Source organism: Pseudomonas sp. S49 (genome assembly GCF_009866785.1).
Taxonomy (GTDB): Bacteria; Pseudomonadota; Gammaproteobacteria; order Pseudomonadales; family Pseudomonadaceae; genus Aquipseudomonas.
Genome location: NZ_CP019432.1, coordinates 3,433,168 through 3,459,595 on the forward strand (window position 1 = coordinate 3,433,168; position 26,428 = coordinate 3,459,595).

23 protein-coding genes and 1 pseudogene are annotated in these 26,428 nt (G+C 59.0%); 9 read left to right on the forward strand and 15 right to left on the reverse strand.

Annotated features, from left to right (window positions below):
- Window positions 1-102 precede the first annotated feature (102 nt).
- From PspS49_RS15140 to PspS49_RS15150, 3 genes are read right to left on the reverse strand one after another with little or no spacing between them, the layout of a single operon-like run.
- Window positions 103-2,337, reverse strand: coding sequence for a molybdopterin cofactor-binding domain-containing protein (locus PspS49_RS15140; protein ID WP_160040071.1), 2,235 nt, complete (start codon window positions 2,335-2,337; stop codon window positions 103-105).
- Complete coding sequence (locus PspS49_RS15145; protein WP_160040073.1) at window positions 2,334-2,807, reverse strand: (2Fe-2S)-binding protein; 474 nt, start codon at window positions 2,805-2,807, stop codon at window positions 2,334-2,336. Before PspS49_RS15145 ends, PspS49_RS15140 begins: the two co-directional genes overlap by 4 nt.
- Window positions 2,804-4,084 carry a c-type cytochrome gene (locus PspS49_RS15150; RefSeq protein ID WP_160040075.1) on the reverse strand — a complete coding sequence of 427 codons (1,281 nt, stop codon included), beginning with the start codon at window positions 4,082-4,084 and terminating at the stop codon, window positions 2,804-2,806. Before PspS49_RS15150 ends, PspS49_RS15145 begins: the two co-directional genes overlap by 4 nt.
- A gap of 295 nt (window positions 4,085-4,379) precedes the next feature.
- On the opposite strand from PspS49_RS15150, the gene PspS49_RS15155 reads away from it, so the two are divergent.
- Together PspS49_RS15155 and PspS49_RS15160 are read left to right on the forward strand one after the other, a co-directional pair.
- The gene (locus PspS49_RS15155) at window positions 4,380-5,579 is read left to right on the forward strand and encodes an MFS transporter (protein WP_160040077.1); all 1,200 of its coding nucleotides are present in this window, start codon (window positions 4,380-4,382) and stop codon (window positions 5,577-5,579) included.
- Window positions 5,580-5,673: 94 nt separating this feature from the next.
- Window positions 5,674-6,597: a LysR family transcriptional regulator gene (locus PspS49_RS15160; RefSeq protein ID WP_160040079.1), complete on the forward strand. Its 924-nt coding sequence runs from the start codon at window positions 5,674-5,676 to the stop codon at window positions 6,595-6,597.
- 10 nt (window positions 6,598-6,607) lie between these two features.
- On the opposite strand, the gene PspS49_RS15165 is transcribed toward PspS49_RS15160, so the two are convergent.
- The 4 genes from PspS49_RS15165 to xylA form a co-directional block, all read right to left on the reverse strand.
- Window positions 6,608-7,744, reverse strand: a complete 1,137-nt coding sequence (locus PspS49_RS15165; protein ID WP_038361373.1) for a sugar ABC transporter permease — start codon at window positions 7,742-7,744, stop codon at window positions 6,608-6,610.
- Window positions 7,745-9,301 (reverse strand): D-xylose ABC transporter ATP-binding protein, encoded by a 1,557-nt coding sequence (gene xylG, locus PspS49_RS15170; RefSeq protein WP_160040081.1) that lies wholly within the window; start codon window positions 9,299-9,301, stop codon window positions 7,745-7,747. It lies immediately after the preceding gene.
- Between the two features lie 154 nt (window positions 9,302-9,455).
- Entirely contained in the window at window positions 9,456-10,457 is a 1,002-nt protein-coding gene (gene xylF / locus PspS49_RS15175; protein ID WP_102899781.1) for a D-xylose ABC transporter substrate-binding protein, read from the reverse strand.
- A 149-nt stretch (window positions 10,458-10,606) separates the two neighbouring features.
- Entirely contained in the window at window positions 10,607-11,923 is a 1,317-nt protein-coding gene (gene xylA / locus PspS49_RS15180; RefSeq protein WP_160040083.1) for a xylose isomerase, read from the reverse strand.
- A 175-nt stretch (window positions 11,924-12,098) separates the two neighbouring features.
- Here xylA and PspS49_RS15185 point away from each other — a divergent pair, with 175 nt between their 5' ends.
- The 4 genes from PspS49_RS15185 (at window position 12,099) to PspS49_RS15200 (ending at window position 16,687) form a co-directional block, all read left to right on the forward strand.
- Window positions 12,099-13,286 (forward strand): XylR family transcriptional regulator, encoded by a 1,188-nt coding sequence (locus tag PspS49_RS15185; RefSeq protein WP_160040085.1) that lies wholly within the window; start codon window positions 12,099-12,101, stop codon window positions 13,284-13,286.
- 172 nt (window positions 13,287-13,458) lie between these two features.
- On the forward strand, window positions 13,459-14,589 hold the full coding sequence (locus PspS49_RS15190; RefSeq protein WP_127927657.1) for an alkene reductase: 1,131 nt from the start codon (window positions 13,459-13,461) through the stop codon (window positions 14,587-14,589).
- Window positions 14,590-14,743: 154 nt separating this feature from the next.
- Window positions 14,744-15,682, forward strand: a complete 939-nt coding sequence (locus tag PspS49_RS15195; protein WP_160040087.1) for a LysR family transcriptional regulator — start codon at window positions 14,744-14,746, stop codon at window positions 15,680-15,682.
- 81 nt (window positions 15,683-15,763) lie between these two features.
- Window positions 15,764-16,687, forward strand: a complete 924-nt coding sequence (locus tag PspS49_RS15200; protein ID WP_160040089.1) for a LysR family transcriptional regulator — start codon at window positions 15,764-15,766, stop codon at window positions 16,685-16,687.
- Here the strand turns inward: PspS49_RS15200 and PspS49_RS15205 are convergent.
- Window positions 16,684-17,817: a porin gene (locus PspS49_RS15205; RefSeq protein WP_174245121.1), complete on the reverse strand. Its 1,134-nt coding sequence runs from the start codon at window positions 17,815-17,817 to the stop codon at window positions 16,684-16,686. The two genes, PspS49_RS15200 and PspS49_RS15205, sit on opposite strands and share 4 nt — an antisense overlap.
- Before the next feature lie 439 nt (window positions 17,818-18,256).
- Between PspS49_RS15205 and PspS49_RS15210 the strand changes: the two genes are divergently transcribed.
- Both PspS49_RS15210 and PspS49_RS15215 read left to right on the forward strand, forming a co-directional pair.
- Window positions 18,257-19,534: an MFS transporter gene (locus PspS49_RS15210; protein ID WP_238786355.1), complete on the forward strand. Its 1,278-nt coding sequence runs from the start codon at window positions 18,257-18,259 to the stop codon at window positions 19,532-19,534.
- A gap of 3 nt (window positions 19,535-19,537) precedes the next feature.
- The gene (locus tag PspS49_RS15215; protein WP_160040095.1) at window positions 19,538-20,716 is read left to right on the forward strand and encodes a M20 aminoacylase family protein; all 1,179 of its coding nucleotides are present in this window, start codon (window positions 19,538-19,540) and stop codon (window positions 20,714-20,716) included.
- A gap of 270 nt (window positions 20,717-20,986) precedes the next feature.
- Here the strand turns inward: PspS49_RS15215 and PspS49_RS15220 are convergent, their stop codons facing one another.
- The 7 genes and pseudogenes from PspS49_RS15220 to PspS49_RS15250 all read right to left on the reverse strand — a co-directional run bounded on the left by PspS49_RS15220 (window position 20,987) and on the right by PspS49_RS15250 (window position 25,941).
- Window positions 20,987-21,502, reverse strand: a complete 516-nt coding sequence (locus tag PspS49_RS15220; RefSeq protein ID WP_150751395.1) for a cupin domain-containing protein — start codon at window positions 21,500-21,502, stop codon at window positions 20,987-20,989.
- A 171-nt stretch (window positions 21,503-21,673) separates the two neighbouring features.
- The gene (locus tag PspS49_RS15225) at window positions 21,674-22,060 is read right to left on the reverse strand and encodes an antibiotic biosynthesis monooxygenase (protein ID WP_150649368.1); all 387 of its coding nucleotides are present in this window, start codon (window positions 22,058-22,060) and stop codon (window positions 21,674-21,676) included.
- 13 nt (window positions 22,061-22,073) lie between these two features.
- Window positions 22,074-22,199, reverse strand: a pseudogene (locus PspS49_RS15230) (LysR family transcriptional regulator); the annotation flags it as partial.
- 170 nt (window positions 22,200-22,369) lie between these two features.
- Complete coding sequence (locus tag PspS49_RS15235) at window positions 22,370-23,086, reverse strand: SDR family oxidoreductase (protein ID WP_095049093.1); 717 nt, start codon at window positions 23,084-23,086, stop codon at window positions 22,370-22,372.
- An 82-nt stretch (window positions 23,087-23,168) separates the two neighbouring features.
- Complete coding sequence (locus PspS49_RS15240) at window positions 23,169-23,654, reverse strand: ATP-binding protein (RefSeq protein ID WP_127927671.1); 486 nt, start codon at window positions 23,652-23,654, stop codon at window positions 23,169-23,171.
- Window positions 23,655-23,833: 179 nt separating this feature from the next.
- Entirely contained in the window at window positions 23,834-24,733 is a 900-nt protein-coding gene (locus tag PspS49_RS15245) for an EamA family transporter (protein WP_160040099.1), read from the reverse strand.
- Window positions 24,734-24,861: 128 nt separating this feature from the next.
- The gene (locus PspS49_RS15250; protein WP_150751393.1) at window positions 24,862-25,941 is read right to left on the reverse strand and encodes an SDR family oxidoreductase; all 1,080 of its coding nucleotides are present in this window, start codon (window positions 25,939-25,941) and stop codon (window positions 24,862-24,864) included.
- A gap of 74 nt (window positions 25,942-26,015) precedes the next feature.
- Between PspS49_RS15250 and PspS49_RS15255 the strand changes: the two genes are divergently transcribed.
- On the forward strand, window positions 26,016-26,408 hold the full coding sequence (locus PspS49_RS15255) for a MerR family transcriptional regulator (protein WP_150751392.1): 393 nt from the start codon (window positions 26,016-26,018) through the stop codon (window positions 26,406-26,408).
- Window positions 26,409-26,428 lie beyond the last annotated feature (20 nt).

The following is a 26,428-nucleotide window of genomic DNA, read 5'->3' on the forward strand; positions in this document are numbered from 1 at the left end:
TTAACCGCGCTCAGCGGGGCTGATAATCGGCGACCGGCGCTACGCTGTTTTGCGCAGGGCGCAACGACGCCCGTGCTCATCAGCGATGAACACGGGCGTGGCTCAGGCGGGTTGGTTTGAGCGCGTGAGTGGCAGGTTCAGCCAGCGACGGCCGGTGGCGTTGGCCACGGCGTTACCAAGGGCGGCGGCCATCGGCCCCTGGACGATTTCAGCAGCACCGAGGAACGGTTCTCCCGGTTGGTCGAGCAAATGCACATCGACTTTTTTCGGCAGTTGCGTGAAGCGCAGAATCGGATAACCGCTCCAGTCGTAGCTGCGAATGCCCCCGGCGTCGTAAGCGACTTTTTCGTACAGGGTCCAGCTCGCGGACTGCACGATACCGCCCTCGACCTGATTGCGCAGGCCGTCGGGGCTGACGATCTGGCCGACGTCAACCGCCGTCACCACGTGATCGATGCGGATCTCGCCGGTCTGCGGATGCACCCGAAGTTTCACCGCAATGGCGCAGTAACCCATGATGTTTTTGTAGCGGGCAAAGGCGAAACCGATACCGGCGCCGGGCTCGCTGCTTTTTTGCGGCCAGCCGATCTCATCACGCACACGCTCAATGACCGCGCGAGCACGCGGATCGCTGAGGTGGGCCAGACGCAGCGCCACCGCGTCGATACCGGCCCTGATCGCCAACTCGTCGATGCTCGCCTCGATAGCGAAGATGTTGATGTGCGCACCCAGCGAACGCATGGCCGAGGTGCGAAAGGGCATCTGGGTGACGAAGGTCATGTTGATGCGCGTCGAGTTGAGGTCGTACAGCGGCACCGCATTGCGATCACCATCGCCTTCGGGCTGGGCGATCGGCACGGAGGGCGCCGAGGCGAAGGGCCGCGCGAGCAAGCGTGCCGGTAGCAGACGCCCGGCGTTGACGATGCGTTCGTTGTGCGGCGTGGTCCAGAGTTCGTAGGCCCAATCCTGCAGGCGGCCCTGGCTGAGGCCGGCGTCGACTTCGGTGACCATCGCCGAGCTGTATGGCTCCCAAAGATTTTCCTGTTCGCGCATCCATTGCACGCGTACCGGCGTACCGGGCACGCGCAGGGCAATCAATGCCGCATCGGCGGCGGCATCATCGGCGCCGTTATGCCCGTAGCACCCTGAGCCTTCGGTATGAATACAGCGCACCCGCTCAGGCGGCAGATCGAGCATTTCGGCAATGCCGGCGCGCAGCGGGTAAACGCCTTGGGTGTGGGTCCACACGGTGAGAACGCCGTCCTTGAACCAGGCCACTGCGCAGGACGGGCCGATCGAGCCGTGCATCAGGTATTGCTTGGTGAGCCGCGCCTGAAAACGCGTGTCAGCCGCGCCGCTCGGCGTGCCACTGTTGCTGATCGGATAGCGCCGTGAGGGCAGGCGTTTGAGCAGACCATGAATCTCGGCCGCCTCGGGAATCGCTTCGCCTTCGCTCCATTGCGTCACCTCACTGGCACGGCGCATGGCTTTGATCGCTTGCCACTCATCACCGGCGACCACCGCCAGATAGCTGCCGTCACGGATCACTTTGACCACGCCAGCCAACGCCTCGATGGACGCCGTATCGAATGCTTGCAACGTGCAGCCCGGACGGGGCGGGCGGATCACCCGCGCATGCAGCATGCCCGGCAGGCGCATGTCCTGGACGAATGCTGCGCCACCGCTGACCTTCGCCGGAATGTCGAGGCGCGGCAACGAATGGCCGATCAGTTTGAATTCAGCGGCGGCCATCGCCGGTGACTGCGCCTTGGCATATTGATGCACATCGACATGCTTGACCGCGTCGACGTAACTCATCCGCTGAGCGGCCGGGCCTTCGATCACACCGTCGCGAGTGCTCAGCAGCGCTGCATCAACCTGCCAACGGCGCGCGGCGGCATCGACGAGCATTTCGCGTACCTGCGCGGCGGCGTTGTACAACGCGGTGCCGCTGTCGAAAATGCTGTGACTGCCGGCGGTGTAGCCTTCATTGGGCGTCAGCGCGGTGTCGGCGGTGAGCAGGTTGATAGCGGTTGCCGGCACCTGCAAACGTTCGGCAGCAATTTGCAGCAATGCGGTTTTCACCCCGGTGCCCAATTCGACCTTGCCGGTGTAGACGGTAATGCCGTCGGCGCCGATGCGGATCCAGGCGTCGAGAAACGGGTTGGTGCGCAGGCTTCCGGGCAGGTCGGGCGCGAGGACCACGGTGCCGAGCGTATCGACTTCCGTATCCGCCAACACACGCCGCGCGACCGGCAGCAGGGTGAACGCCATCAGCAACGCACCACCGCGCAGGAAGGCGCGTCGGCTCGGATTCAGTTCATTCGACTCGCTCATGTCAGGCTCCCGTTGTGCCCGGCCACCTGTTTGATCGCCTCGATGATCCGCAAGTGCGTACCGCAGCGGCACAGGTTGCCGGCCATGTATTCGCGAATGGTCGCCTCATCCGGGTGGCGATTACGCTCAAGCAACGCTTGCGCGCGCATCAGCATGCCGGCGATGCAGTAGCCGCATTGCGCAGCCTGTTTCTCGATGAACGCCGCTTGCAGAGGGCCAGGTTGTTCCGCGCTGCCGAGGCTTTCCACGGTGCGGATTTTTTTGCCTTCGAGACCGGCGCAGGGCGTCAGGCAGGCGAACACCGGTTGATCATCGACGATCACCGTGCAGGCGCCGCATTGGCCGAGACCGCAGCCGTATTTGGCGCCGTTGAGGTTCAAGTGATTGCGCAGCGCATACAGCAGCGGCATGTCCGGCTCCAGCTCAAGCGGTTGCGCGGCTCCGTTGACGTTGAGGGTGATCTGGCTCATTTCGTCTCCTGACGTAACGCTTCAATAGTGGAAGAGAGGTCGGCCCACGGTTGATCGGGGCTGGCTTGCTGACGCAGATACGCGGCCAGTGCGCCGAGTTGCGCGTTGTCGAGGCTGGCGGCGAACGCAGGCATCAGCGGGCCGGGCGATCCGGCTGTGGCGGGCAAGCCTTCGAGCACGGTTTTGAGGAAGTTGCGCGAACTGGCCGCTTGCAACGCCGAGGTGTTTTGCAACGCCGGACGACCATCGATGGTGCGCATTGGCGCCGCCGGGCCATGGCAACCGGCGCAGGCGCTGCTGAAGAGCAGGGCGCCGGTCGAGTGGTCTGCCGCTTCACTGGCAGGCGTCTTCGCCGTCGTCTCTGTCACCGAACGCGGGTTTTCCAGACTGAGCAGGTATTCGGCAATCGCCTCGGCTTCACTGGCGGGCAAGCGCGCCAGACTCAAGCTGACCGGACGCATCGGCCCGGCGGGTGTGCCGTGGCCATCAACGATCTCGGCGCGCAGATAGCCCACCAGTTGCTCGCGACTCCACGGGTTGCTGCGTTGGCCCATACCGACCAGCATCGGCGCCTGCCAGCCGTCGACGCTGCCGCCCTGTAGATATTCCGAAGATTTTTCCGCGCCGATCAGGTTCAGCGGCGAATGGCAGCCGGCGCAGTGCCCCGGGCCGTCGACCAGATAACGCCCGCGATTCCACGCCTCGCTGCGCTGTGCCAGCGGCGTCAATGGCTCGCCGTGCAAAAACAGCAAGTTCCAGAACGACACCAAAGGGCGAATGTTCATCGGAAAGTTCATCCGGTTCTGCTCGGCCGGCGCGTGCACGGCAGGGCCGCTCATCAAGTAGGCATAAGCGTCGGCGATGTCTGCTGCGCTCATGCGCCGGTAGTGCACGTAGGGGAACGCCGGATAAAGGAAGTGACCATCGCGAGCGATGCCCTGACGCATCGCCCGCTCGAAGGCCGGCAGTGACCATTGGCCAATACCGGTCTCTACATCTGGGGTGATGTTGGTGCTGTACAGCGTGCCGAACGGCGTTACCAGCGGCAGCCCGCCGGCCAGATATTCACCGCCGGGGCGGGTATGGCAGACCGCACAATCGCCGGCCTCGACCACCCGCGCCCCGCGTTGCAACTGCGCAGTATCGAACAGCGTCGGGCGCTCGATCGGTCTAATTGCCGGGCGCCACATCAGCCAAACGGCGCCGATCAGGCCGAGCACGGCGGCGACTGCCACGCTGATCCATAGCGTTCTGGACTTCAGAAATGAGCTGTTCATGGGACGGAGAAAAACGCGGCAGGCAATGGCAGAACGGATGGGATACGGGTCATGACAACGCTCCTTGTAACAGCCGGGGAAGGGCGCCGCTGGGGACGACGGCGCCAGGGGCCAAAGCGTAGAGAAACCGTCTGCGCGGGAGAATCAGCGGCGCACGCAACAGCGCGTTGCGCGAGAAGCAACACCTGCGCCGTTGCGCAGGACGCATCACTGCGTTGCCCGCCGCGTGGATTCTGCGCATCGCCACAGGGCCGTAGCCTTGGCAGCACTTTCCTGAACTCAATGAGGTGTCATCATGCTCACGGGCAACCCGGCCGTTGCGGCCAACGCCGAACAGCCAACTTCACTTTCCGGCCTGATGGTCGCGTTCCTGGCATTCTGCTGTGGCGCGGTTGTGGCCAATCTTTATTACGCGCAGCCAATCGTCGAGCTGATTGCACCGCAGATCGGTCTGTCGAGCGCCAATGCCAGCCTGATCGTTTCGCTGACGCAGTTTGGCTACGCGCTGGGCCTGTTAATGCTGGTGCCACTGGCCGACCTGATGGAAAACCGCCGTCTGGTGGTCGGCTTCACCCTCGCGGCGAGCGTCACGCTGTTGTGCGCCGGCCTGACTCATTCGCCGTCGATGTTCCTGTTGTTGTCTTTGCTCATCGGCCTGACGTCGGTGGCCGTGCAGATCCTGGTGCCGCTGGCGGCACACCTGGCGCCCGAAGCCAGCCGTGGCCGCGTCGTCGGCAATATCATGAGCGGCCTGCTGCTGGGCATTCTGTTGTCGCGGCCACTGTCGAGCCTGTTGGTTGAAGTGTTCGGCTGGCGCGGGGTGTTTTACAGCGCGGCGGCCCTGATGGCGGTCATCGCGCTGATCACTGCAGTGGCGCTGCCGCGTCGGCTGCCGACGCATAAAGCCACCTATGCTGCGCTGATCGGATCGGTGTTTGCCTTGGCCTCGCGCTATCCGCTGTTGCGTCAGCGCTCGCTGTATCAAGGTTTGCTGTTTGCCAGCTTCAGCCTGTTCTGGACCCTCGCGCCGATTGAACTGATGCGTCACCACGGCTTTACTCAGACGCAAGTCGCGATCTTTGCACTGGTCGGTGCCGTGGGTGCCATTGCGGCGCCGATTGCCGGGCGTCTGGCCGATGCCGGGCATGGTCGTCGCGGCACACTGGTCGCATTGTTGCTGGCGCCGGTTTCGCTGTTGATCGCCGCACTCCCGGGCAGCGGCTATGTCTGGCTGGTGGTGTGCGCGGTGCTGCTGGATTTCGCCGTGCAATTGAACATGGTGCTCGGCCAGCGTGAGGTCTACGCCCTCGATCCCCACAGCCGTGCGCGCCTGAATGCGGTGTATATGACCAGCATTTTCGTCGGCGGCGCCGTGGGCTCACTGGTCGCCAGTCCGCTGTACGAGCACTTCGGCTGGAACCTGTCCGCCGTCACGGTGGCGCTGTTGCCAGCGCTGGCGCTCGGGTTGTTCCTGAGCCGCAAGGCCGATGACTGAACATCCAGCAGGTGCGGGCAAGCACGGCGGTACAAGACGTCGGGGGAACAGTGATGCACAATCATCCGCGTTCCCTATCGACCGGACCCCGCTTATGGACAAGTTGCTGGCACTGAAGATGTTTGTGGAAACCGTGCGCTGCGGGGGCTATTCCTCGGCAGCGCGCAAACTCGGGATATCCACGTCGTCAGTGACACGGCAAGTGGCCGGGCTGGAGCACGAGTTGGGCGCGAGCCTGCTCAATCGCACCACGCGCAACACCAGCGTGACCGTTGCCGGCCAGACCTATTTCGAAAAAGCCGTGGCGATTCTCGACGCGATCGACGAAGCCGATGCTGTCGTCGCCGATCGTGGCGCCGAAGCGCAGGGCCGTCTGCGCATCAGCGTGCCGGTGGAGTTCGGCCGACGCCTGATCGCGCCGCATCTGAGCCGCTTGCTCGAGCGGCATCCGGGCCTGGAGATCAGTCTGTCGCTGAGCGATCAAGTCAGCGACCTGCTCAGCGAGCAGATCGATGTTTCAGTGCGGCTGGGATCGTCGGTGGTCAGTGAAGACATCGTCAGCAAACGCGTGGGGCAGTTCGAACGCTGGGTGGTGGCCAGTCCGGCGTATCTGGCGCGTAGCGCGGCGCTCTGTCATCCACGGGATTTGCTGGAGCATCAATGCCTGCGTTTCGATTACGGCGGCACCCACCAGCACTGGACCTTTCAGAATGAAGACGCGCCCATTCAGCTCAACGTCCATGGGCGCCTGCAAAGCAACAACGCCGACATCCTGCGCGAAGCAGCCATCGGCGGCGGCGGGGTGACACTGCTGGCTGACTGGCTGGTCCGCGACGACGTCGCAGCCGGCCGGCTGACCCGCTTGCTTGAGCACTACGAGGTCAATCCCGGCAGTGCCAGCACCTGCATCAACGCCTTGTATTTACCCAATCACCGAGGCTCCAGCCGGATCAATGTGTTTATCGATTTCCTGATGGAAATTCTCAGCCCGGCGCCCGCGACCACGCCCGCAGCGTGATGCTTGCGGCTCAACGGCGCCCGGTCCGCGTACTCACATCCACCCAAACCGCCAACACCAGAATGCTGCCCTTGACGATCATCTGCCAGTAACTGTCGACATCGAGCATCGACATGCCGTTGTCGAGACTGGTAATAACCAGCGCGCCGAGGAGGGCGCCGTACACCGTGCCGGAGCCGCCGCGCATGGAGGTGCCGCCGATAAAGCACGCGGCGATGGCGTCGAGTTCACCCATGCTGCCGGCCGAAGGCGAACCGGCGGCCAGGCGCGCGGTGTTGACCACGCCGGCGAGGGCGCACATTACGCCCATGATCCCGAAGATCCACAGCTTAACCGCCTGCACATTGATCCCGGACAGGCGCGTCGCTTCCATATTGCTGCCCACGGCATAGACGCGGCGGCCGAACACGGTCTGACTGGTCACGTAGCTGAACACGCCCAGCAGAATCAGCAACAGCAGGACCGGCACGGGGATGCCGTCATAGCTGTTCAGCGTCTGCACGAAACCGGCGAGCACGGCACCGATCACCAACACGCGGACGACGTCACGCACCAACGAATGCGCCGCGAGGCCGTGCAGGGCGCGATTGCGTCGTTGTTTCCAGGTCAGGAACACGGTCAGCGCGAACAGCAGAACGCCGAGGCCGGTGCCTATCGCGTGGGGCAGGTAACCCTGGCCAATGTAAACCAGCTCCGGCGATACCGGCGCGATGGTCGTGCCGCCGGTAATCCCCAGCAGAATCCCGCGAAAAGCCAGCATGCCGCCCAGACCGACAATGAAGGAGGGTATGCGCAGGTAAGCCGTCATGTAGCCGTTGGCGAGGCCGATCATCAGGCCACACAAGGCGACCAGACTCAGATTCGCCAGCAGCGGAATGTGGTAGACCACATCGAGAATCGCCGCGAGGCCGCCGAGCAGACCGAGCAACGAGCCGACCGACAAATCGATCTCGCCGCTGATGATCACCAGCACCATGCCGCAGGCGAGAATGCCGGTAATCGACATCTGCCTTAGCAGATTGGAAAGGTTGCGCGGGGTCAGGAATCCGCCCTCGGTCTGCCAGCTGAAGAATAGCCAGATCAGCACCACGGCAAACACCAGCGCGAGCATTTTGTAGCGGGTGAACAGTTGTTTGACCTGATTCATTTACGCGGATTTCCGATCATTATTGTTATGACTGCCAGGCTGGCTGAGGGCAGCGGCGAGCACCTGTTCCTGGGTAAGTTCATGGTTGATGAAGTCGCCCCGCAACTGGCCTTCACCGATCACCAGCACACGGTCGGAAACGCCGAGCACTTCCGCCAGCTCCGACGAGACCATGATGATCGACACGCCGGCGGCGGCCAGCGCGCCCATCAACTTGTAGATTTCGTATTTGGCGCCGACGTCCACGCCTCGGGTCGGCTCATCGAGAATCAGTACCCGGGGTTTGGCCAGCAGCATCTTCGCCAGCACGGCTTTTTGCTGATTGCCACCCGACAGGCTGGTGATCGGCAGGAACGGGCTGGCGGTCTTGAGGTGCAGGCGCGAGATTTCCCGATCGATGCAGCCCAGTTCAGCTTCGGCATCGATGCGGGTCAGTTTCGAATAGTTGTCCAGTACGGCGAGGGTGATGTTCTGGCCGACGCCCAGATCCGGAATAATGCCTTGGCGCTTGCGGTCTTCCGGCACCAGGCACAGGCCGGCGCGGATGGACTTGAGTGGCGTGCGGGTGTCGATGGGTTGGCCATTGAGCCAGACTTCGCCCTCGTGGCGACCGGGATAAGCGCCGAACAGCGCGGTCACCAGTTCGGTACGGCCGGCACCGACCAGCCCGGCGATGCCGAGGATTTCGCCGCGCTTGAGGACGAAGGAAATGTCGTCGACCCGTTTGCGCTTGGGGTTGTCGACGTCGTAGCAAGTGATGTGGCGGGCCTCGAAAATCACCTCGCCAATATCGTGTGGCTCGCTGGGGTAGAGGTTGCTCATTTCCCGCCCGACCATCTGGGTGATGATCTGCGCAATGTCCATGTCGGCCATGGCGGTGGTGGCGATGTGTTTGCCGTCGCGGATCACCGAAATGGTGTCGCACACGGCGGCCACTTCATCGAGCTTGTGCGAGATGTAGACGCAGGCCACACCTTTGGCTTTGAGGTCGCGGATGATGTCCAGCAACACCTCGATTTCCGAGCGGCTCAAGGCTGATGAAGGCTCGTCGAGGATCAGCAGGCGGGCCTTTTTGTTCAGGGCCTTGGCGATTTCCACCAGTTGCTGATAGCCGCCGCCGTACTGTGAAACCGGCAGCGAGACGTTCATGTCGGGGACTTTCAATTCACGCATCAGCGCTTCGGCACGGTGGATCATCGCCGGGTAATTCATGCGTCCGCCGGGCAGCGTCAATTCATGGCCCATGAAAATGTTTTCGGCCACCGACAGATCGGGCACCAGCGTCAGCTCCTGGTGAATGATGACGATACCGGCGGCTTCCGTTTCACTGATCGATTGCGCCCTAAGTGGTTGCCCGTCCCAGAGGATTTCACCGTCCCAAGTGCCATGGGGATAGACCGCCGAGAGGATCTTCATCAGCGTCGACTTGCCGGCGCCATTCTCGCCGCACAGGCCAACGCACTCGCCGGGCCTGACCTTGATGTCGATGCCGTTGAGTGCTTTGACACCGCCGAAGGTTTTGACGATGCCGTTCATTTGCAGCAGATAGTCGGACATGGACAGGGCTCGTATATCAAAGACTCACACACCACTGAACCTGGGTGGGAGCGAGCCTGCTCGCGAAAGCGTCAGTTCAGACAATGCTTCGTTGACTGACACAGCGCATTCGCGAGCAAGCTCACTCCCACAATGGTTTTCGCATTACCGGAGATCACTTCCCGGCAATTTGCGCCTTGGTGTAGAAGCCGTCCTGTTCGAGCAGGTCGATGTTGTCCTTGGTCAGCGGGGTTGGCGTGAGCAGGATGGTGTCGACCTTTTTGCTGCCGTTGTCGTACTGCGAGCTGAAGGCGGGTTTTTCGTTGCGCGCCAGTTGCACCGAGAGCTTGGCCGCTTCGCTGGCGATGAGTTTCAGCGGTTTGTACACGGTCATGGTTTGCGTGCCGGCGATCACGCGTTTGACCGCGGCAAGGTCAGCGTCCTGCCCGGAAATCGGCACTTTTCCGGCCAGTTGCTGTGCCGCCAGTGCCTGAATCGCTCCGCCTGCCGTGGCGTCGTTGGAGGCGACGATGCCGTCGATTTTGTTGTCGTTGCGGGTCAGGGCGTTTTCAACAATGCTCAGCGCTTCGGTCGGGTTCCATTCCTTCACCCACTGTTGGCCGACGATCTTGATATCGCCCTTGTCGATGGCCGGTTGCAGCACTTTCATCTGGCCTTCACGCAGGATTTTGGCGTTGTTGTCGGTGGGCGCACCACCGAGCAAAAAGTAATTACCCTTGGGCGCCGCTTTCAGCACGCCGCTGGCCTGCATCTCGCCGACCTTTTCGTTATCGAAGGAAATGTAGGCGTCGACATCGGCGTTGAGAATCAGACGGTCATAGGACACGACTTTGATCCCGGCTTTCTTCGCTTCGGCCACCGCGTTGGTCAGCACCGTGGCGTTGAACGGCACGATGACGATGACATCGACGCCCCGGGAAATCAGGTTTTCGATCTGGGAAATCTGCTTCTGCTCGTTGGCATCCGCCGACTGCACGAAGACCTTGGCGTCCATTTTTTCGGCCGCCGCAACGAAGTAGTCACGGTCACGCGACCAGCGCTCCAGGCGCAGGTCATCAATGGAGAAACCGATTTTCGGGTGGGCAGCATCAGCCATCACCGGCAGAGACAGCAAGGCCAGAGCAGTGGCCAATAGCGTGCGTTTTACGTTCTTCATAGTGGGGCGTCCTTTTATTGTTGTTGGAAAGACACGGCCTGACGATGAGTATCGGGCTGGTAAAACTGTAGAGAATCCGCAGACGCCGCAGGCACAGATTTGTCGTAGAAATGTCACCGCGTGGATGCGCCCGCAGACTCCCTGTGTGATCAGCGATAGATAAAGCGGTTGACGATGTTCTCGAGCCTTTCCTGGCGGCCGCTGACCGCTTGCGGGTTCAACTCGTTGGTGAACGCGTGCTCGGCCAGCGATTCAAGGTTGAAGTCGCCGGCCATCACCGCTTGCCCGAACGGCTGCTGCCAACCGGCGTAGCGTTGATCCTTGAGCCGTTGCAGCTCGTCGTTCTGGACCATGGCCGCTGCGCGCTCCAGAGATAGGGCAAGAACGTCCATGGCACCGACGTGGCCATGGAACAGATCGATCTGATCAAGGCTTTGCCGGCGAACCTTGGAGTCGAAGTTGAACCCGCCATTCTTGAAGCCGCCGGCCTTGAGGATTTCATAGGTGGCGAGGGTCATTTCTTCGACGCTGTTGGGGAACTGGTCGGTGTCCCAGCCGTTTTGCGGATCACCGCGGTTGGCGTCGATGCTGCCGAAAATCCCCAGGGAGACGGCGGTCGCAATCTCGTGATGGAAGCTATGCCCGGCCAAAGTCGCGTGGTTAGCCTCGATGTTGACCTTGATTTCGTGCTCCAGCCCGAACTGCTGAAGAAAGCCAAACACGGTGGCGCTGTCGTAATCGTATTGGTGTTTGGTCGGCTCTTGCGGCTTGGGTTCGATCAGCAGGTCACCGGTGAAACCGATCTTGTGCTTGTGCTCGACCACCATGCGCATAAAGCGGCCCAATTGTTCGCGTTCACGTTTCAGGTCAGTGTTGAGCAGGGTTTCGTAGCCTTCGCGACCGCCCCACAACACGTAGTTGGCGCCTTTCAAGCGCTGGGTCGCGTTCATCGCGCTGAACACTTGGGCAGCGGCGCAGGCGAACACTTCGGGATCGGGGTTGCTCGCGGCGCCGGCAGCGAAACGCGGATTGCTGAAGCAATTGGCGGTGCCCCACAACACCTTGATTCCGCTGGCTTCCTGGTGTTGCTCGAGGTGATCAACCATTTGCGCGAAGTGGTTGCGATACTCCTTCAGAGAGCTGCCTTCCGGAGCGACATCGGTGTCATGGAAGCAGTAATAGTCGATACCCAGTTTGGAGAAGAATTCGAAGGCGGCGGCTGCTTTGCCGATGGCCACTTCCATCGGGTCGCCGGCATGTTGCCATGGGCGCTTGAACGTCCCCGCGCCGAACACATCGGAACCCGGCCAGACGAACGTGTGCCAGTAACAGGCGGCCATGCGCAGGTGTTCGCGCATGGGTTTGCCGAGGATGAGTTTGTCGGCGTCGTAGTGACGAAAGGAGAGGGGAGAATCGCTGTCTGGACCTTCGAAGCGAATCGCATCGACATCGGGAAAATACTGCATGGACCTTGTCCTTGTTGTTCTTGGCGGTGTCTCGATACTAGCAACGGCCCTGACCCTGCTGATTATGAAAAACATCAACACCGAGTGCGATTTTGCGTATTGAGCTTCGTCGCCCAGGCGCCTAGTCTGTGCCAATCGCCTCTGTGAAAAGGGGCCCGGGACAAGCATAAAAACAATGAAAACCGTACCGCCTGTTCACCGCATCGCTCTGTTGTTCAACGGCAGCAAGATCTACGACCGTGGGATCATCAGCGGCATCGGCAACTACCTGAGCAGCACCCGCGCTTCCTGGGACCTGTTTCTCGAGGAGGATTTTCTCTGTCGTTTGAAAGGCATCGAGCGCTGGCAGGGTGACGGGATCATTGCCGATTTCGACGATCCGCTGATTGGCGAGGCGCTGGCCGATATCCAGATGCCGGTGGTGGCGGTAGGGGGCTCGTACGAGGATAAACGCGCCTATCCGAAAGCGATTCCCTATGTCGCCACCGATAACAATGCGCTGATGACGCTGGCCTATACGCATTTGATAGAAGCAGGACTGCAACGTTTTGCCTGCTTCAGCCTGCCGGAAGCGCAAGCCAATCGCTGGGCGCAGGAGCGGGAAAAAGCCTTTCGCAAACTGATGAAACGCGACGGCCTGCACGGCGAAATCTATCGCGGCATGGGCACCAGCGCACCGCTGTGGGACAGCGCCGTCGAACAACTGATCGCCTGGCTGCAAAGCCTGCCCAAACCCATCGGCATCATTGCCGTCAGCGACGCCCGCGCCCGGCAATTGCTGCAAGCCTGCCTCACCGCCGGGATTGCCGTGCCGGAACAGGTGGCATTGATCGGCATCGACAATGATCCGCTGACACGCAGCCTGACCCGGGTGCCGCTGAGCTCGGTCATTCAGGGTACGGAAACCATGGGCCGTACCGCCGCGCAATTGCTTCACCAGATGCTGCACGGCATGCCGTCCGCCGGCACGCAAATCCTGATTCCCCCGGATGCGGTCAACGTGCAGGTGTCGAGCTTGCACCAGCCATTGGGCAATCCTTACGTCATGCAAGCGCTGTTGTTTATTCGCCAATATGCTTGTCAGGGCATCAAAACGGCACAGGTCGCGGCTTATGTCGGTGTGTCACGTTCGTCACTTGAAGCGCATTTTCGTGCTGAGCGAGGTTGCAGCGTGCATGACGAGATTTTGCGTTTCAAATTGGCAGCGGCTACCAGTGGTTTGAAAAATACTGACTCGGTGATTGCCGACGTGGCGCGCAGTTGTGGCTTTAAATCTGCGCAGTATCTGCACACGGTGTTTCGCCGGGAATTGGGTTGTACGCCTCGGGAGTATCAGCAGGCTCCGACTAAATCTCATTGCTAAAAAAGCAATAGTCATTTGCGATTCCGGCGGATTGTTGCCGTCAATATCAGAAGTTAGCATCAATCCATTGCTGCAACTCATCAGGCCTTTGGCGCGAGTTCGAGACAGTCCACATCGTTAGCCTGTCGCTGCGCTGATCGTCGTCTCAGTTGATCAACCTTGGAAAATTCTGATGTCGAAACTCTTCGAAGCACTTCGCCTGGGCGACACCTCGCTCAAAAACCGCATCGTCATGGCGCCGCTGACCCGTTCGCGTGCACCCAATGATGCAGCCGATGAACGCGTTGCGCTGTATTACGCGCAACGCGCTACCGCAGGCTTGATCGTCAGCGAAGGCACGCCGATTTCCCGTGAAGGGCAGGGCTATCTGTTCAATCCCGGCATCTTCACTGCCGAGCAGATCGCTGGATGGCGTCTGACCACCGACTCGGTGCATGCCGTAGGCGGCAAGATGTTTGCGCAGATCTGGCACGTCGGCCGCGTCTCGCATCCGTCGATCCAGGAAGGTGGAAAACTGCCGGTGAGCGCCACGTCGAAGCAAGCCGTCGGCGCGACAGCGTTCGGTTATGACGCTGATGGCAAGCCAGCACTGGTCGAGCCGCCGGCGCCCCGTCAACTGGAAACGGCTGAGGTTTCGCGGATCGTCGGTGAGTTCGCACAGGCTGCGCAAAACGCGATTGAGGCGGGTTTCGATGGCGTGGAAATTCACGGTGCCAATGGCTATTTGTTCGAGCAGTTCATGAATCCGCTGGTCAATGATCGAACCGATCAGTACTCGGCCGATCGACTGGAAAATCGTCTGCGCTTCACCCTGGAAGTGATCGATGCCGTGGTCGCGCGGATTGGCGCGGGTCGGGTGGGCATTCGTATTTCGCCGTATGGTCAGTTGTTCGATATGCCGCTGTACGAGCAAATCGATGAAACCTACACCGCGCTGGCTGAGGAGATTGGTGCGCGGCAACTGGCCTACGTTCATGTGATGGATCAGTCCGGTTTTCCTGCTCCGGGTACTGAGGGCGGTGGCGGCGGGCCGAAGGCAACCTTCCTTGAGTTGCTGTCGACCATCAAGTCGAAATTGCCGGCCACCGCGCTGATTCTGGCGGGCGGCATGTCGCGCCAGCGTGCGGACGATCTGATCAATGACGGCATCATCGACCTCGCCGCGTTTGGTACCGCTTACATCAGCAACCCTGATCTGGTGGCGCGGCTGCAGCACAACTGGCCTCTGACCGACGCCAAGCGCGAAACCTTTTACGGCGGCGGGGCCGAGGGTTATGTCGATTACCCGCCCTATAAAGGCTAAGTAGCCGCTGAAGCACTGGCAGCCGTCACCGTTATTCGGGGCGGCTGCTTTTTCATGTCGGCTGCAAACAGGCCTGCAAGGATGTTGCGAGAGGACAAGCAGGCGAAGTTCTGTTTTAGTGCAAACCAACTGTCCCTGATGATCGGAATTCCTCATGCACCTCAAAGCGCACCGGTACTTCGCCATGGTTGCCGTGACTGGCAGTTTCTCGGCGACGGCCCGGCACTTCCAAGTGCCGGCGTCCTCCGTTTCGCGCTTCATCGCGGCGCTCGAGCGAGAGGTGGGGCAGCAGCTTCTTTATCGAAACACCCGCGCAGTGAAACTGACGGATGCGGGCGAGCGTTATTACCAGCAGATCCGCGAAGTGCTGGAATTGCTCGATGCGGCTGATGAGGAAATAACCGGCAAGGGTGGCGAGGTGCGTGGACTTGTACGGATCAACGCGCCGGTCGCGTTCGGCAGCCTGCATATCGTCAAACTGTTGAACGGTCTGTATGACAAGTATCCCGAGCTGACGGTCGAGTTGACGGTCACCGATGCCTTTATCGACCCGGTTCAGGAGGGCGCTGACATCATCTTCCGGGTCGGGCACCTGGGCGACTCTGGCTTGATCGGCCGGAAAATCTGCGATCAGCAATACGTTCTGTGCGCCAGTGCGGACTACATAACGAAGCATGGCCAACCCGCGTCGCCGGCGGATCTGCAGAATCATGCCTGCCTGGTCTACAAGGGAACCGGCGGGGCGCAGCGCTGGTATTTCAGAAAGCCTGGCAGCGACAAACCCGAGATCATCGACGTCCATGGTCCGCTCAGAAGTAATAATGGACAGGTGCTGGTGGAGGCCGCGCTGGCGGGCAGGGGGATCGTGTTTTTTCCGTCCTGGCTCTTTAGTCGCGAGAGCTTCATAAACCAGCAGCTCATTCGGCTGTTACCTGATTGGCAGGGATCGGTGGAGCAAACGCCTAGCCAGATCCATCTGCTTTCCCCGGAGAATCGCCTGCGGTCTCAGAAGGTCCGTGTGGTGTGGGACTACTTCATCAAAGCGATCGGCGCGCCTCCTTACTGGGACGATCTCGGTGATCCTCGTCCATGAGCAATCCAGGAAATCAATGAGTGGTGAATGGCCGGCATCTTGCTTTATGGTTGGCGCCAAATAAAAAGCGAGTCGCACACCGTGAAATTTCATCAAATCAGAGCCTTGGTCGCGATCAACCAGTGCGGCAGCATCAATGAAGCTTCGCAGATGCTGCATGTCACTCAGCCCGCGTTGAGCCGTTCAATCAAGGATCTGGAGCGCGAGTTAGGCCTGACCCTGCTGCAGCGTTCCTACAAAGGCATGTCTCTGACTGACGAAGGCCGGCGCATCATCCGGCATGCACACATGGCGGTCGAGAGCATGCGGCGCCTGCAGATCGAGGCCGACAATATTCACGACATGGCCGTGGGGGAGGTAGCTGTCGGCGTCACTTCACTGACCGCCATGCTGCCGGGTTTTGAGAAGTGCATCAGTGACTACCAGGCGAAAAACCCACGGGTGCGGATCAAACTGATCGAGCTGCGTCCCAGCCATATTGTCCAGCGTTTGCGCGATGGGACTCTGGACTTTGCCCTGACGTCTCAACAGAACACTCAACGTCTGAATCTCGATTGGGAGGCTCTGCATCGAATTAAGGGCACAGTGGTGTGCAGTCCGAACAATCCGTTGCGGCATTCGCCCTCGTTACGGCAATTACAGTACGCCAACTGGATCAGCCTGGACGAGGTAGACGACCGATCTTCGCAGTTCTACCAAATGTTCGAGGTCAACGATATTCACCCGCCGCAGAAGGTGATCGAGTGCGCCTCGCTGTTCCTGGCCTTGCGCCTGGTGGAGAATGCCGACGCGTTCATGACCCTGAGCAATCTCGCGCTGGGCAGTGCACTGCCGCCGGGACGGGTACCGGAACTGGTCCTCGTCGAAGTCGAAGAGGTCATCCCCGAATACCCGATTTATCTGGTGTGCGTTGACCGCCATTCGCTGACGTCGCCGGCGAGGGATTTGTTCTACGGTCTCAAATCCAAGCTGGCCGCAGAGTCATCGGCAGAGCCGGCTTACTAGAAGTGGTAGTACATGCCGACTGCCAGGTTACTGGGGTTGTCACCGGTTTGCTCGAGGGGGATTCCTGCATAGCTGATGGCGGATTCCGGGCGGTTATCGATCAGGGCGACCCGACCGTAGATGGCCCAGTTCTTCTTCAGGAAATGGTCGTAGCCGAGCATGATCCCGGTGGCGTCCTTATCGCCGAATTCGATGTCGCGCTTGACCAGTGCCATGCGCGCCACATCGGCTTTGCCGACGGGCGCAGAGAGGCCCAACGTCCATGCGCTCATGCTCGGTGTGGCGTGGTAGTCGACGTCCTGGCGCTGCCAGGTGACATTGGCAGACAGCGGCCCGAAGTCATAAAACGCCGAAGCGCTTTTGAAGTAGTTGTGGGTCTGCCGCTGACGGTCGCCGTCGTCCCATGGATCGCTCAAGTAATCATTGAATGAGCCCAGCAAAATCCACCGCGCATTGCTGTACTGAACACTCATGCCTTTACCGCGCACGGTTTTGCCGGAGCTGGCGGTATCGTTCAGGCCCAGGCTCACGGCGGTGGCCACGCTGAAACCGGCGAATTTGGGCGTGGTGTAGGCGAGGGTGTGCTTGGGTCGCATATCCAGATAATAGGCACCGCGCCCGGCCGGCGGGCTGGTCAGGTAGGTATAGGGCGAACCGTAGGTGGCCAGGAAAGGATCAGCAAACGTCGGCGTGCCCATGCCATAGGTTTTGCCGAACTCCAACTTGCCGTACTCCCGCGAACGCAGCGCCGCTACCGCCAGACGTAGCGTGCCGACCTGCTTCCAATGCTCTTCCAGCGCTTGGCCATTGAGGTTGAAACCTTCCTCGACGTCGAACTCCAGCACCGTATCCGGGTTGAGGGCCTTGCGCATGTAAAGCCCGAGCTTGTTGGTCCAGGCGCCGCCACCCGCGAGTTTGGTTCCGGAGTGATGGCCCGAGTCCTGATAATTAACAAGCGCATCGAGCGTGCCGTAGACATTGAGCTTGTCGGTGTAACCCTTATCGACGTTGTAATAGCCAAATCCTGGCGCTACTCGGGCAATGGCAGGGAATCCCTCAGCCTGGCTGCACGTCGGTAGCCCGAGCCCCAGGAGCCAAGCGGTCAATGAACAATTGCGCGCGGTGGACATAACCATTTCAGACGCTCCATAGACGTGATGGCTGATGAGCCGCAGCCTCCACGAAAATAAAAACCGGCGGAAATGGTCAATTTTGCATGGGTATGCCTACTGGTTAATTTGCTGGGGAATGACCGGTGCAATGAGGGCGGCAGGCGTGTGCAAAGATCACAAAAAGAAGCCCGATTACTTCGATTCGGCGACTGCATGCGTCTGAATAATGGAAGCCATTGGTGCGATACCCGTCATCAAGTCCTCGCGCAGCACCGTTGTAGGGCGCATTCAAAGGACGTGGCGCAAGCAAGTTAACCATTGGTTAATTGCCTGCAAAAAGCGCAAGTGATTCGTCTTCGGAGTTCCCCGATAGTTGGCCTCGCATAACGCCAATAAGAAATCGGAGCGTGCCATGACGACCCTGCATTCGGACACTTCCCTGGCCAACGGAGGAACGATGCGTTCCAATCCGGCCACATCCAACTCCAGAAAAGCCACGGTAGCGTGCGCCCTCGGCAATGCCTTGGAAATGTACGACTTCACGATCTACAGCTTTTTTGCCGTGATCATCGCCAAGAACTTTTTCCCCGCGCAGTCTCCGATAGCCTCATTGCTGATGTCGCTGACGGCATTCGGAGTGGGCTTTCTGATGCGTCCGGTCGGGGCAATGATCATTGGCCGTTTCGCCGATAGAAAAGGGCGCAAGGCTGCGCTTACGCTGACCATTGCACTGATGACACTGGGTACGGCGCTGATCGCATTCGCCCCCACTTATCAGCAAGCCGGGGTACTGGGCACCGTCCTGTTGGTCATCGGCCGACTGACTCAAGGTTTTTCCGCTGGCGGAGAAATCGGCACCGCCTCGGTGTTGATGATGGAGTCCTCGTCGACGAACCATCGATGCAGCAATGTCAGCTGGCAGGCTGCGAGTCAGGGTTACGCGGCTCTGGTCGGGGCCGGGATCGGTCTTCTCCTCAGCAGTGTCATGACCACGCCTGACCTTGAAGCATGGGGTTGGCGTATCCCTTTCGTCATCGGCCTGTTGATTGGCCCGGTCGGCTGGTACATCCGCCGCTGCCTGCCAGAAACTCTTGAACAGACCACGATCAGCGCCGCCCCTTCAACCGTGCACAAACCCGGCTGGCGCGAGGTCATTGATCTGCGCAACACCGCACTCGCCACCGGCCTGATGGCGAGCGCAACCATTGGCATGTACCTGTTCATTTTCTACATGCCGGCGTACCTGGTCAGCGCGCTGCATTATCCGCAGCGCAGCGCCTTGGCGATTGCCTGCGTTGCAGCCGCGTGCCTGGCGATCATCACCCCAATTGCAGGACGTTACGCCGACCGCCACGGCCTGCGCAAAAAACTGCTGGTCTGGACGATGACCTTACCGGTTATCGCAGCATGGCCCGCACTTTGGCTGTTGTCGCATACCACTGACTTGTACGTCGCGATGTTGATCGTCGCACTGCTGGTACTGCCAGGCTGCGTGGGCTCCGGGGCGTTTTTCGCGATGATCATGGAAGCCTTCGCCAAGCCACACCGAGCGCTCGGCACGTCGGTGAGTTACAGCTTCGGCGTCACCTTGTTCGGCGGTTTCTCACCGTTGATCGCCACATGGCTGACCTCGGCACTCGACACACCCACAGCCCCGGCGTTCTACCTGCTGGTCGGCGGTGTGATCAGCCTGTGCTGCTTGAAACTGTTCCCGGAAAACATTGGACGAGACTGACCCATGCGCAACCAACAAAATAAATCAGCATTGAGCGACACCGAATTGCAAAGCTTTATCGCCTTGCGCCGACAAATCCATGCTGCGCCTGAACTGGGCGGCGAAACCCCGAACACCGCTGAACTGGTCGCCGCCAAACTCACGCAATGGGGCTATCAGGTGCATCGCGGTATCGGCGGACATGGCCTGGTCGGCGTCCTGAAAAGAGGCGAGGGCACACGCCGTATCGGACTGCGCGCCGACATGGACGCGCTGCCCATGCAAGAAAAAAACACCTTTGCGCATGCCAGCCAGATTGCCGATCGCATGCATGCCTGCGGGCATGACGGGCACACCGCGATCCTGCTCGCGGCCGCTTATCGTCTGGCCACCCACGGCGAATTCAACGGCACCCTCAATCTGATTTTTCAACCGGATGAGGAGGGCTTGTGTGGGGCCAAGGCGATGATCGACGACGGCCTGTTTCAGCGTTTTCCCTGCGATGCGATTTTTGCGCTGCATAACATGCCCGGTTACCCCTTGGGCACGGCCGTGGTTCAGGCGGGCCCGACCATGGCGTCCTCGGAACGTGTGTCGCTGCGTATCACCGGCCAAGGTGGGCATGGTGCTATGCCAGAGAAATCGGTCGATCCATTACCCGTGGTGGCCAGCTTGATCAATGCGATCCAGACCATCAAATCGCGCAATCTCGGCCCGGAAGAGTACGCGGTCATCAGCATTGGCATGCTCGAGGCCGGGAGTGTCTACAACATCATTCCTGACGACGCCCGCATGCTGATCAGTGTGCGTACCGATACTCCGCAGACTCAGCAAAAGATCAATCAGCGACTCGAGCAGATCGTCCGCGGTCACGAGCAATCATTCGGCGTGAGCATTGACCTGGAGTTCACTCCGCTGGCCCCGGCACTGATCAACGACGACACCGAAACACAACGAGTGCGCGAAAGTCTTGTGCCGCTTTTTGAACCTGGTCACCTGCAAAGTCGGGGGCCGAAGGTCATGGGTACCGAAGACTTCGCCTGGATGCTCGCAGAAGTACCGGGGTGCTATTTCTTGTTGGGCAACGGTGAGGGTGAGTTTCACGGTTGCTCCGTGCACAACCCGCACTACGACTTCAATGATGAGCTGATCCGGTTGGGCGCCGATTGCTGGGTAAAACTGGTGGAAGATTTTCTCGTCTGACCAACCTCATACGGATTGATCCGCGCACGCCATAGCGTGTACGGATCAGCGGTTGATAGAAGTGATGATGGCAAGGCAGCGACTGCTGAGGTGATTGTCGAAATGTAGACAAGGCGGTTGCTGCTAGGGCACGTAGCGTAATACATGATTTAACATAATATACATTACACGTAACAAGATGTTGCGAGATCAGCCCGGTTGCACAGTGGATTTCAGCCTACAGAATCGACCTGAATCCGATCCACTGCTTTTCCTTGAATTCGACGGCGCTCAACCCTCATCACGCGTCAGCTTTTCAATCAGCGTTCGATGCTGTGGAAATTGTTGCGTGAGTTTCTGCCGATCACCCATTTCCATATCGGCAAAATCAAATCCTGGCGAAACGGCTTCGCTGATCAGCCCAAATCCGTTTTCGCCTTCGAGCAACCGCGAAGCTTTCCATAGTCCACCCGGTACGCGTAATTGCAAAAGCTGTCCTGCCAGAATGTCGGCGCCCATCACCAATGTCTGCAACGAGCCGTCAGCATGAATCAGGCTGTACTCAATGGCGTCGCCCAGGTGGAAATAATGCAGGATGTCGGATCGATTGAAATGAAACTGGCCCACCGGTGATTGCTGATCCAGCAGATAGTAAATCGAGGTCATCAGATACCGTGGACCGCTGGGGGTTTCGAGTGGGACGCGATGATCGGCCTGATAGGTTCTACGGAAATAGCCACCTTCGAGGTGAGGCTGCAGATCCAACGTTTTAATAATGTCTTCAGCTTTGGCTTCACACATGATCATGGGCTCTTCTCCGTCAAATATGCCGCCAATTTACGTTAACTCGACTAAACGACCATTTAGTGTAGTTAAACGTGAACCGTAAGGTCTGCGTCGAACTCATCCCTTTTCATCACTTTCCTCCATTTAAAAAGCCAGCCCGCCCAGCGCGCAAATCTCTTTCGAACTGGCCTGTTACGGCGCAGGCCGGGGGCTTAGCTCGATTGGCGCGGTTTCAATCAAGCGCTTCGATACAATCATCGACTTGGTTGTGGCAGCGTACTTTTTGAAGTGCGGCGATTCGATATGGCTTCGGTATGCCGAATCGCTGGCGTAGATTTCGAAGAAATGAAACCAGTTCGGGCGGTCGACTTCGGCGACGGCGTAGATTGATATGACGCCCGGCTCTGTTCGAGTCGACTCTGTGATCTCTTCCTTGACTGCGGCTTGATAGGCCGCAACCTGTGCAGGATCGATTTCGAGTTGCGCGATGCGCACCACCAAGCCATTTTCCTCGGCGGCCAGCGCTTGTCCTGCCAGTAATCCAGCCAATGCCACCACTCCTAATAAACGTTTACCCATCAGGTTTCCCCCTCTTCATTGTGTGGCTCAAGGCGGAGGCGCTGATGCCCACCTCTTTGCCTGCGCGATTAAAGCTTTGATGGCGGGTAATGGCGAGAACGTAGACAAAGTCTGCGACGTTGGCGCGGCTTACATTCATGAGGCCTCACAACTTGAAACCGGGATGGAAGCCGGACGAGCGACCACGTCAGATGATTCTACGGATCACGTAAGCGTATTTTGATGAGTTTCCCTCATTAAACTGTCGCATCCGACTCATCAGTTAAATTCCATGATCGGGAACGAAGGCCGGAAATCTTCTTCGTATCGCTATTTGCCACCGAGACTCCCTCCCCCATCGACGCTGATCACCTGGCCGGTAACGAAGGATGCTCCCTCGCTCAGCAGGAAGGTAATCAGCGAGGCCACTTCTGATGGCGTGCCCAGTCTTTGCATCGGAATGGTGGAGAGTATCTGACGCTCACCCTCACTTCCCACGGGACGGTTTTTTCGGAAAAGCTCGGTGTCTATGGGGCCCGGTGCGACTGCATTGACCGTAATGCCAATGGGCGCCAACTCAAGTGCCCACGTACGCGTGACCCCCACCAATGCACTTTTTGCGGCAGCGTAAGCGGTTCTGTCCCGGGCTCCAAAAATGGCACGGCTGCAGACATTCACGATGCGTCCCGCAGACGATCGCTTCAGAGACGGCAGGCAAGCCTGGGTGATTTGTACCGAGGCTCTGACATTCAGGTCAAAAACGTTTTGGAGTGTTTCGAGTTCAAGCGTTTCCAGGCTTTGCGCAGACGCAACACCTGCGTTATTGACGACGGCATCAATAGAGGTCCGTTCCAGGAGTTTCTCAAGCATTTTCCTCGTTTGCTGAGCATCGCTTAAATCACAGAGCAACAGCTTCCCGGGAAAATCATCAACCGGATGCCTGGCGATGCCGACCACATTCCAGCCTGCCTGATTCAACTGAGTACTGAGTGCAAAACCGATCCCTTTGGTTGCTCCAGTGACCAGTGCAGTTCGGCTGTTGTTCATGGTTACCCCTCTCATCAACGATCACCTGCGACGCCAGAAGCAGACGTTCCAGATAACTCACTCCAAGAAATATGCCCGCCCTTCAGTATCGGTGAATTTCAATCCGTATCCCCTCATTCGTATCTGGAGCACGAAAGTAGCTCGTTATCAAATCGAACTCAGCGTCGCTTGCTGTAAACTCATGCTCGGCGCGGCCATTGCGCCGATGTAGCCTGCCCCGACAGGTCTCATCATCCACTTCGATGTAGTGGAAACAGTGGGGAATTTCGGCAGCGTCAGCCAGACCGCGTAACCACAGCCGATCCTCTGGCGTGTTGGCCGGGAAATCCAGAACCACAGTCACGCCAGCCTTCAGCACATCGATGACAAGCGGGCCCACCAGTGCCCGAATCTGACGCGCAAGCCTCACGTAATCGGCCACTGATTGGATCTGATCAGGGTAAAGCCTTGAGAGCCAATGATCCTCACTCATCAAAATAGCCGACCGTTCAAACGCCAAGGACTTGGCCAACGTCGATTTACCGGATGCAATCTTGCCTGACATCAAATGAAGCATTGGTTTGGTCATGGGGGACTCCTCCTTGTCGAGTTCTGATGATGTTCATTGAAAAGCATCGAAGCAACCGCATACCCTCCACTGTCAGCTTTAGACTGGGCCCGGTTTTTCCAGCCAGAACTTCAGCCTTTCTTGCTTTTCTCTTCATCGTATTCTTCTTGGACCGCACGTAATAAGGATCCGAAATAGCCTCACTCGGTCGAAGGGACGGAAGCTTTGCTGCCCAAGCGTATGAGCTCATTGGAGAAACACAGGCCGACTATGATCAGCACCGCTCCCGCGTAGAGGCTTTCGCGCGGTACTTCATTGAGCGCCACAAACGCCAGCAGCGCGGCAAACAGTGGCTCGGTCAATTCCAGCGCTTGTACTTGGGATGGCTTGAGATACTCGATGGCCTTGGTTGTGCAGAAGAAGCCCAGGATTGTCGGTAGCGTGGCCAACGCCAGCAACGCGGCGATCGCCATCGGCGACAACTCGCCTATTACAAAACCATCGGCGGCAGCCGGCATCAGCAAGTACAGGCTGCCAAAGAACAGCAATTGGCGGGTGAAGTGCAGTCCTCCCGACACCCCCATACGCTTCATAGCCACCGAAAAGGCTCCATAGCCGGAACCGGCCACGGCGGCGAGCGCAGCACCTTGCAGTGTAAAGCCCTGCTGCAGGTCGCCGCCGAAGATTACCGAGATTCCGGCGATAGCCAGGGTCGCGCCAACAGTAGCGTTCGCGGTGATCGCGTCCTTGAGGAAAATGCGCCCCAGAATGATCGAGGAAATTGACGCGCTGGCCATCAGCACCACCACCACACCTGCCGCAGCGTAGTGTCGATAGGCGGACGTTTCGAAATGGAACAGCACAAAGATGCCAAGAAACGCGCAGACAGCCGCCTGCGTCCATTTGGTCGATGTCGCCGGGCGCTTGGAGAAAAACAACAGAATCGAGAGAAGCACGCAACCCAGTACGGTCTTGATGACAGCAACACTGGTAGAGGTGAAACCATTACTCATGAGTATTTTGCTGAGTACCCCGATCGTTGCGTTCAGTGCCGCAGCGGAGAGTGCAAATATGACGCCTTTCCTGAAAGTCGATTGCATGGATGACGATCCCTGTCGCTGAATGGTCGTTCGATAGAAAGCCGCCCTGTATCGACGGCGCAAAGTTTGAGCACACGAACAGCCGACTAATACCGATAGGGTGCTATTCGCCGTCATGTCGCCAACGGTCAGAGGGCCTGGCCTTTGGCGATGCAATACGAGTTGACGAACATGGCAGTGTGCTGCAGAGACTGACGTATATCCGGTTTGGCTATTCCATGTCTGTTGGCAAATTGCTCAACCGCCGCCGTATTAAAACGAGTGGTCTGGATAAAATCCAGGGCTTCGGGTTTTGAATTCAAGAACCTCGCTACGGGAGGAATACTCAGTAGCAGCTTCAGTAATCGAATTGAAATGTGATGCTTGGGAGACTTTAATCCCAACGGTTGTGCAGCCTGTGCCAGGAGCTCTCGCAGGTTTGGCGTCTGGTCATCAAGCGCCAGCAGTTCCTGACCCACCATGGCAGGATCAAACGCACAAACTGCCACCAGTTCAGCCAGGTAATCCACGGTGACCAGTGGCAGCCAGTGCCTGGCGGTGCCGGGCACCGCAGTCAACTTGCCCTGCACAAGGTTGCGTATCAGCTCCACCAGCGGCTGACCGTCAAGGATATGCCCCGTGCGGCTGTGGCCACAGACCGTCGCAGGGTGGACAACAGTAATCTCCCCGCCCTTGGCTGACATGACCTCCAGGGTCGCAAAATGCGCCTCCAGCTTGCTTCCCTCGTAACCACCGACACGCCGGTAGACGGCAGGCCAATTCGTCCGCTCCGGATAACGAGGGTCAATGCCGATGCGTTGTAGATGTTCATGATTTTTCAGCATGTAGCCGCCGATCATCACTAAACGGCTTTTTTGCTCAGCCGCCAACAGCGCCACGCGCTTTGCCCCTTCTACGTTCACCGCACGAGAGTGCTCCACTGAAAGCCCCCATGCGAAGTGCGCGCCCAAGTGGAACATGACGCTGGCGCGCCTCAGCACTTCTCGGTCAGCAGCGCTCAGCCCGAGGTTGTCGTGTTCCAGATCGCCAGCGACGGCGAATACCCGGGCTGCGCACCCGCCCAAATGATCGACTTGCTCGCGCAAGGCCGCCAGTCGCTCCGGGCGACGCATCAACACCCGAACGGTGTGACCTTTTGCACTCAGGTTCGCCACTAAATGTTGGCCGACGAAACCAGTCCCGCCTGTGACAAAGCACTCCACGCTCATTTCCCTGTTCCTTGTTGAAGGTGAGAAATCAAGCGTAAAGTATCGACCCCACTCTACAGTCAAGCGGTGTTTCCATGAAAATCGGCGAACTCGAAGCGCGCAGCGGCGCCAGCCGTCATACGTTGCGCTACTACGAGCAAATCGGCCTGATCTCCCCCCTACGGCAAACCAACAACTATCGCGTTTACAACGAGCAAACTCTGCAGGATCTGGACTTTATCCAGCGCGCGCAAAGCATGGGATTTTCTCTGGGGGAAATCGGCGAGATTCTGGATGCGCAGCGGAACAAGCTGATCGATTGTGCTGAAGGCGCGAAGCTGATTGAAAAGAAGATGGCCGACATCAAACAGAAAATCGCCAACCTCCAAGGTGTTTATCGGTATCTGGATGAAGAGCGCGCCACTCTGGAAGCCAGTGCCGCCAGGCAACTTGAGCTTCAGCAACAGAGCAACGCTTCCAATCATTAAACCAGCCCGTTTTCCAGGCG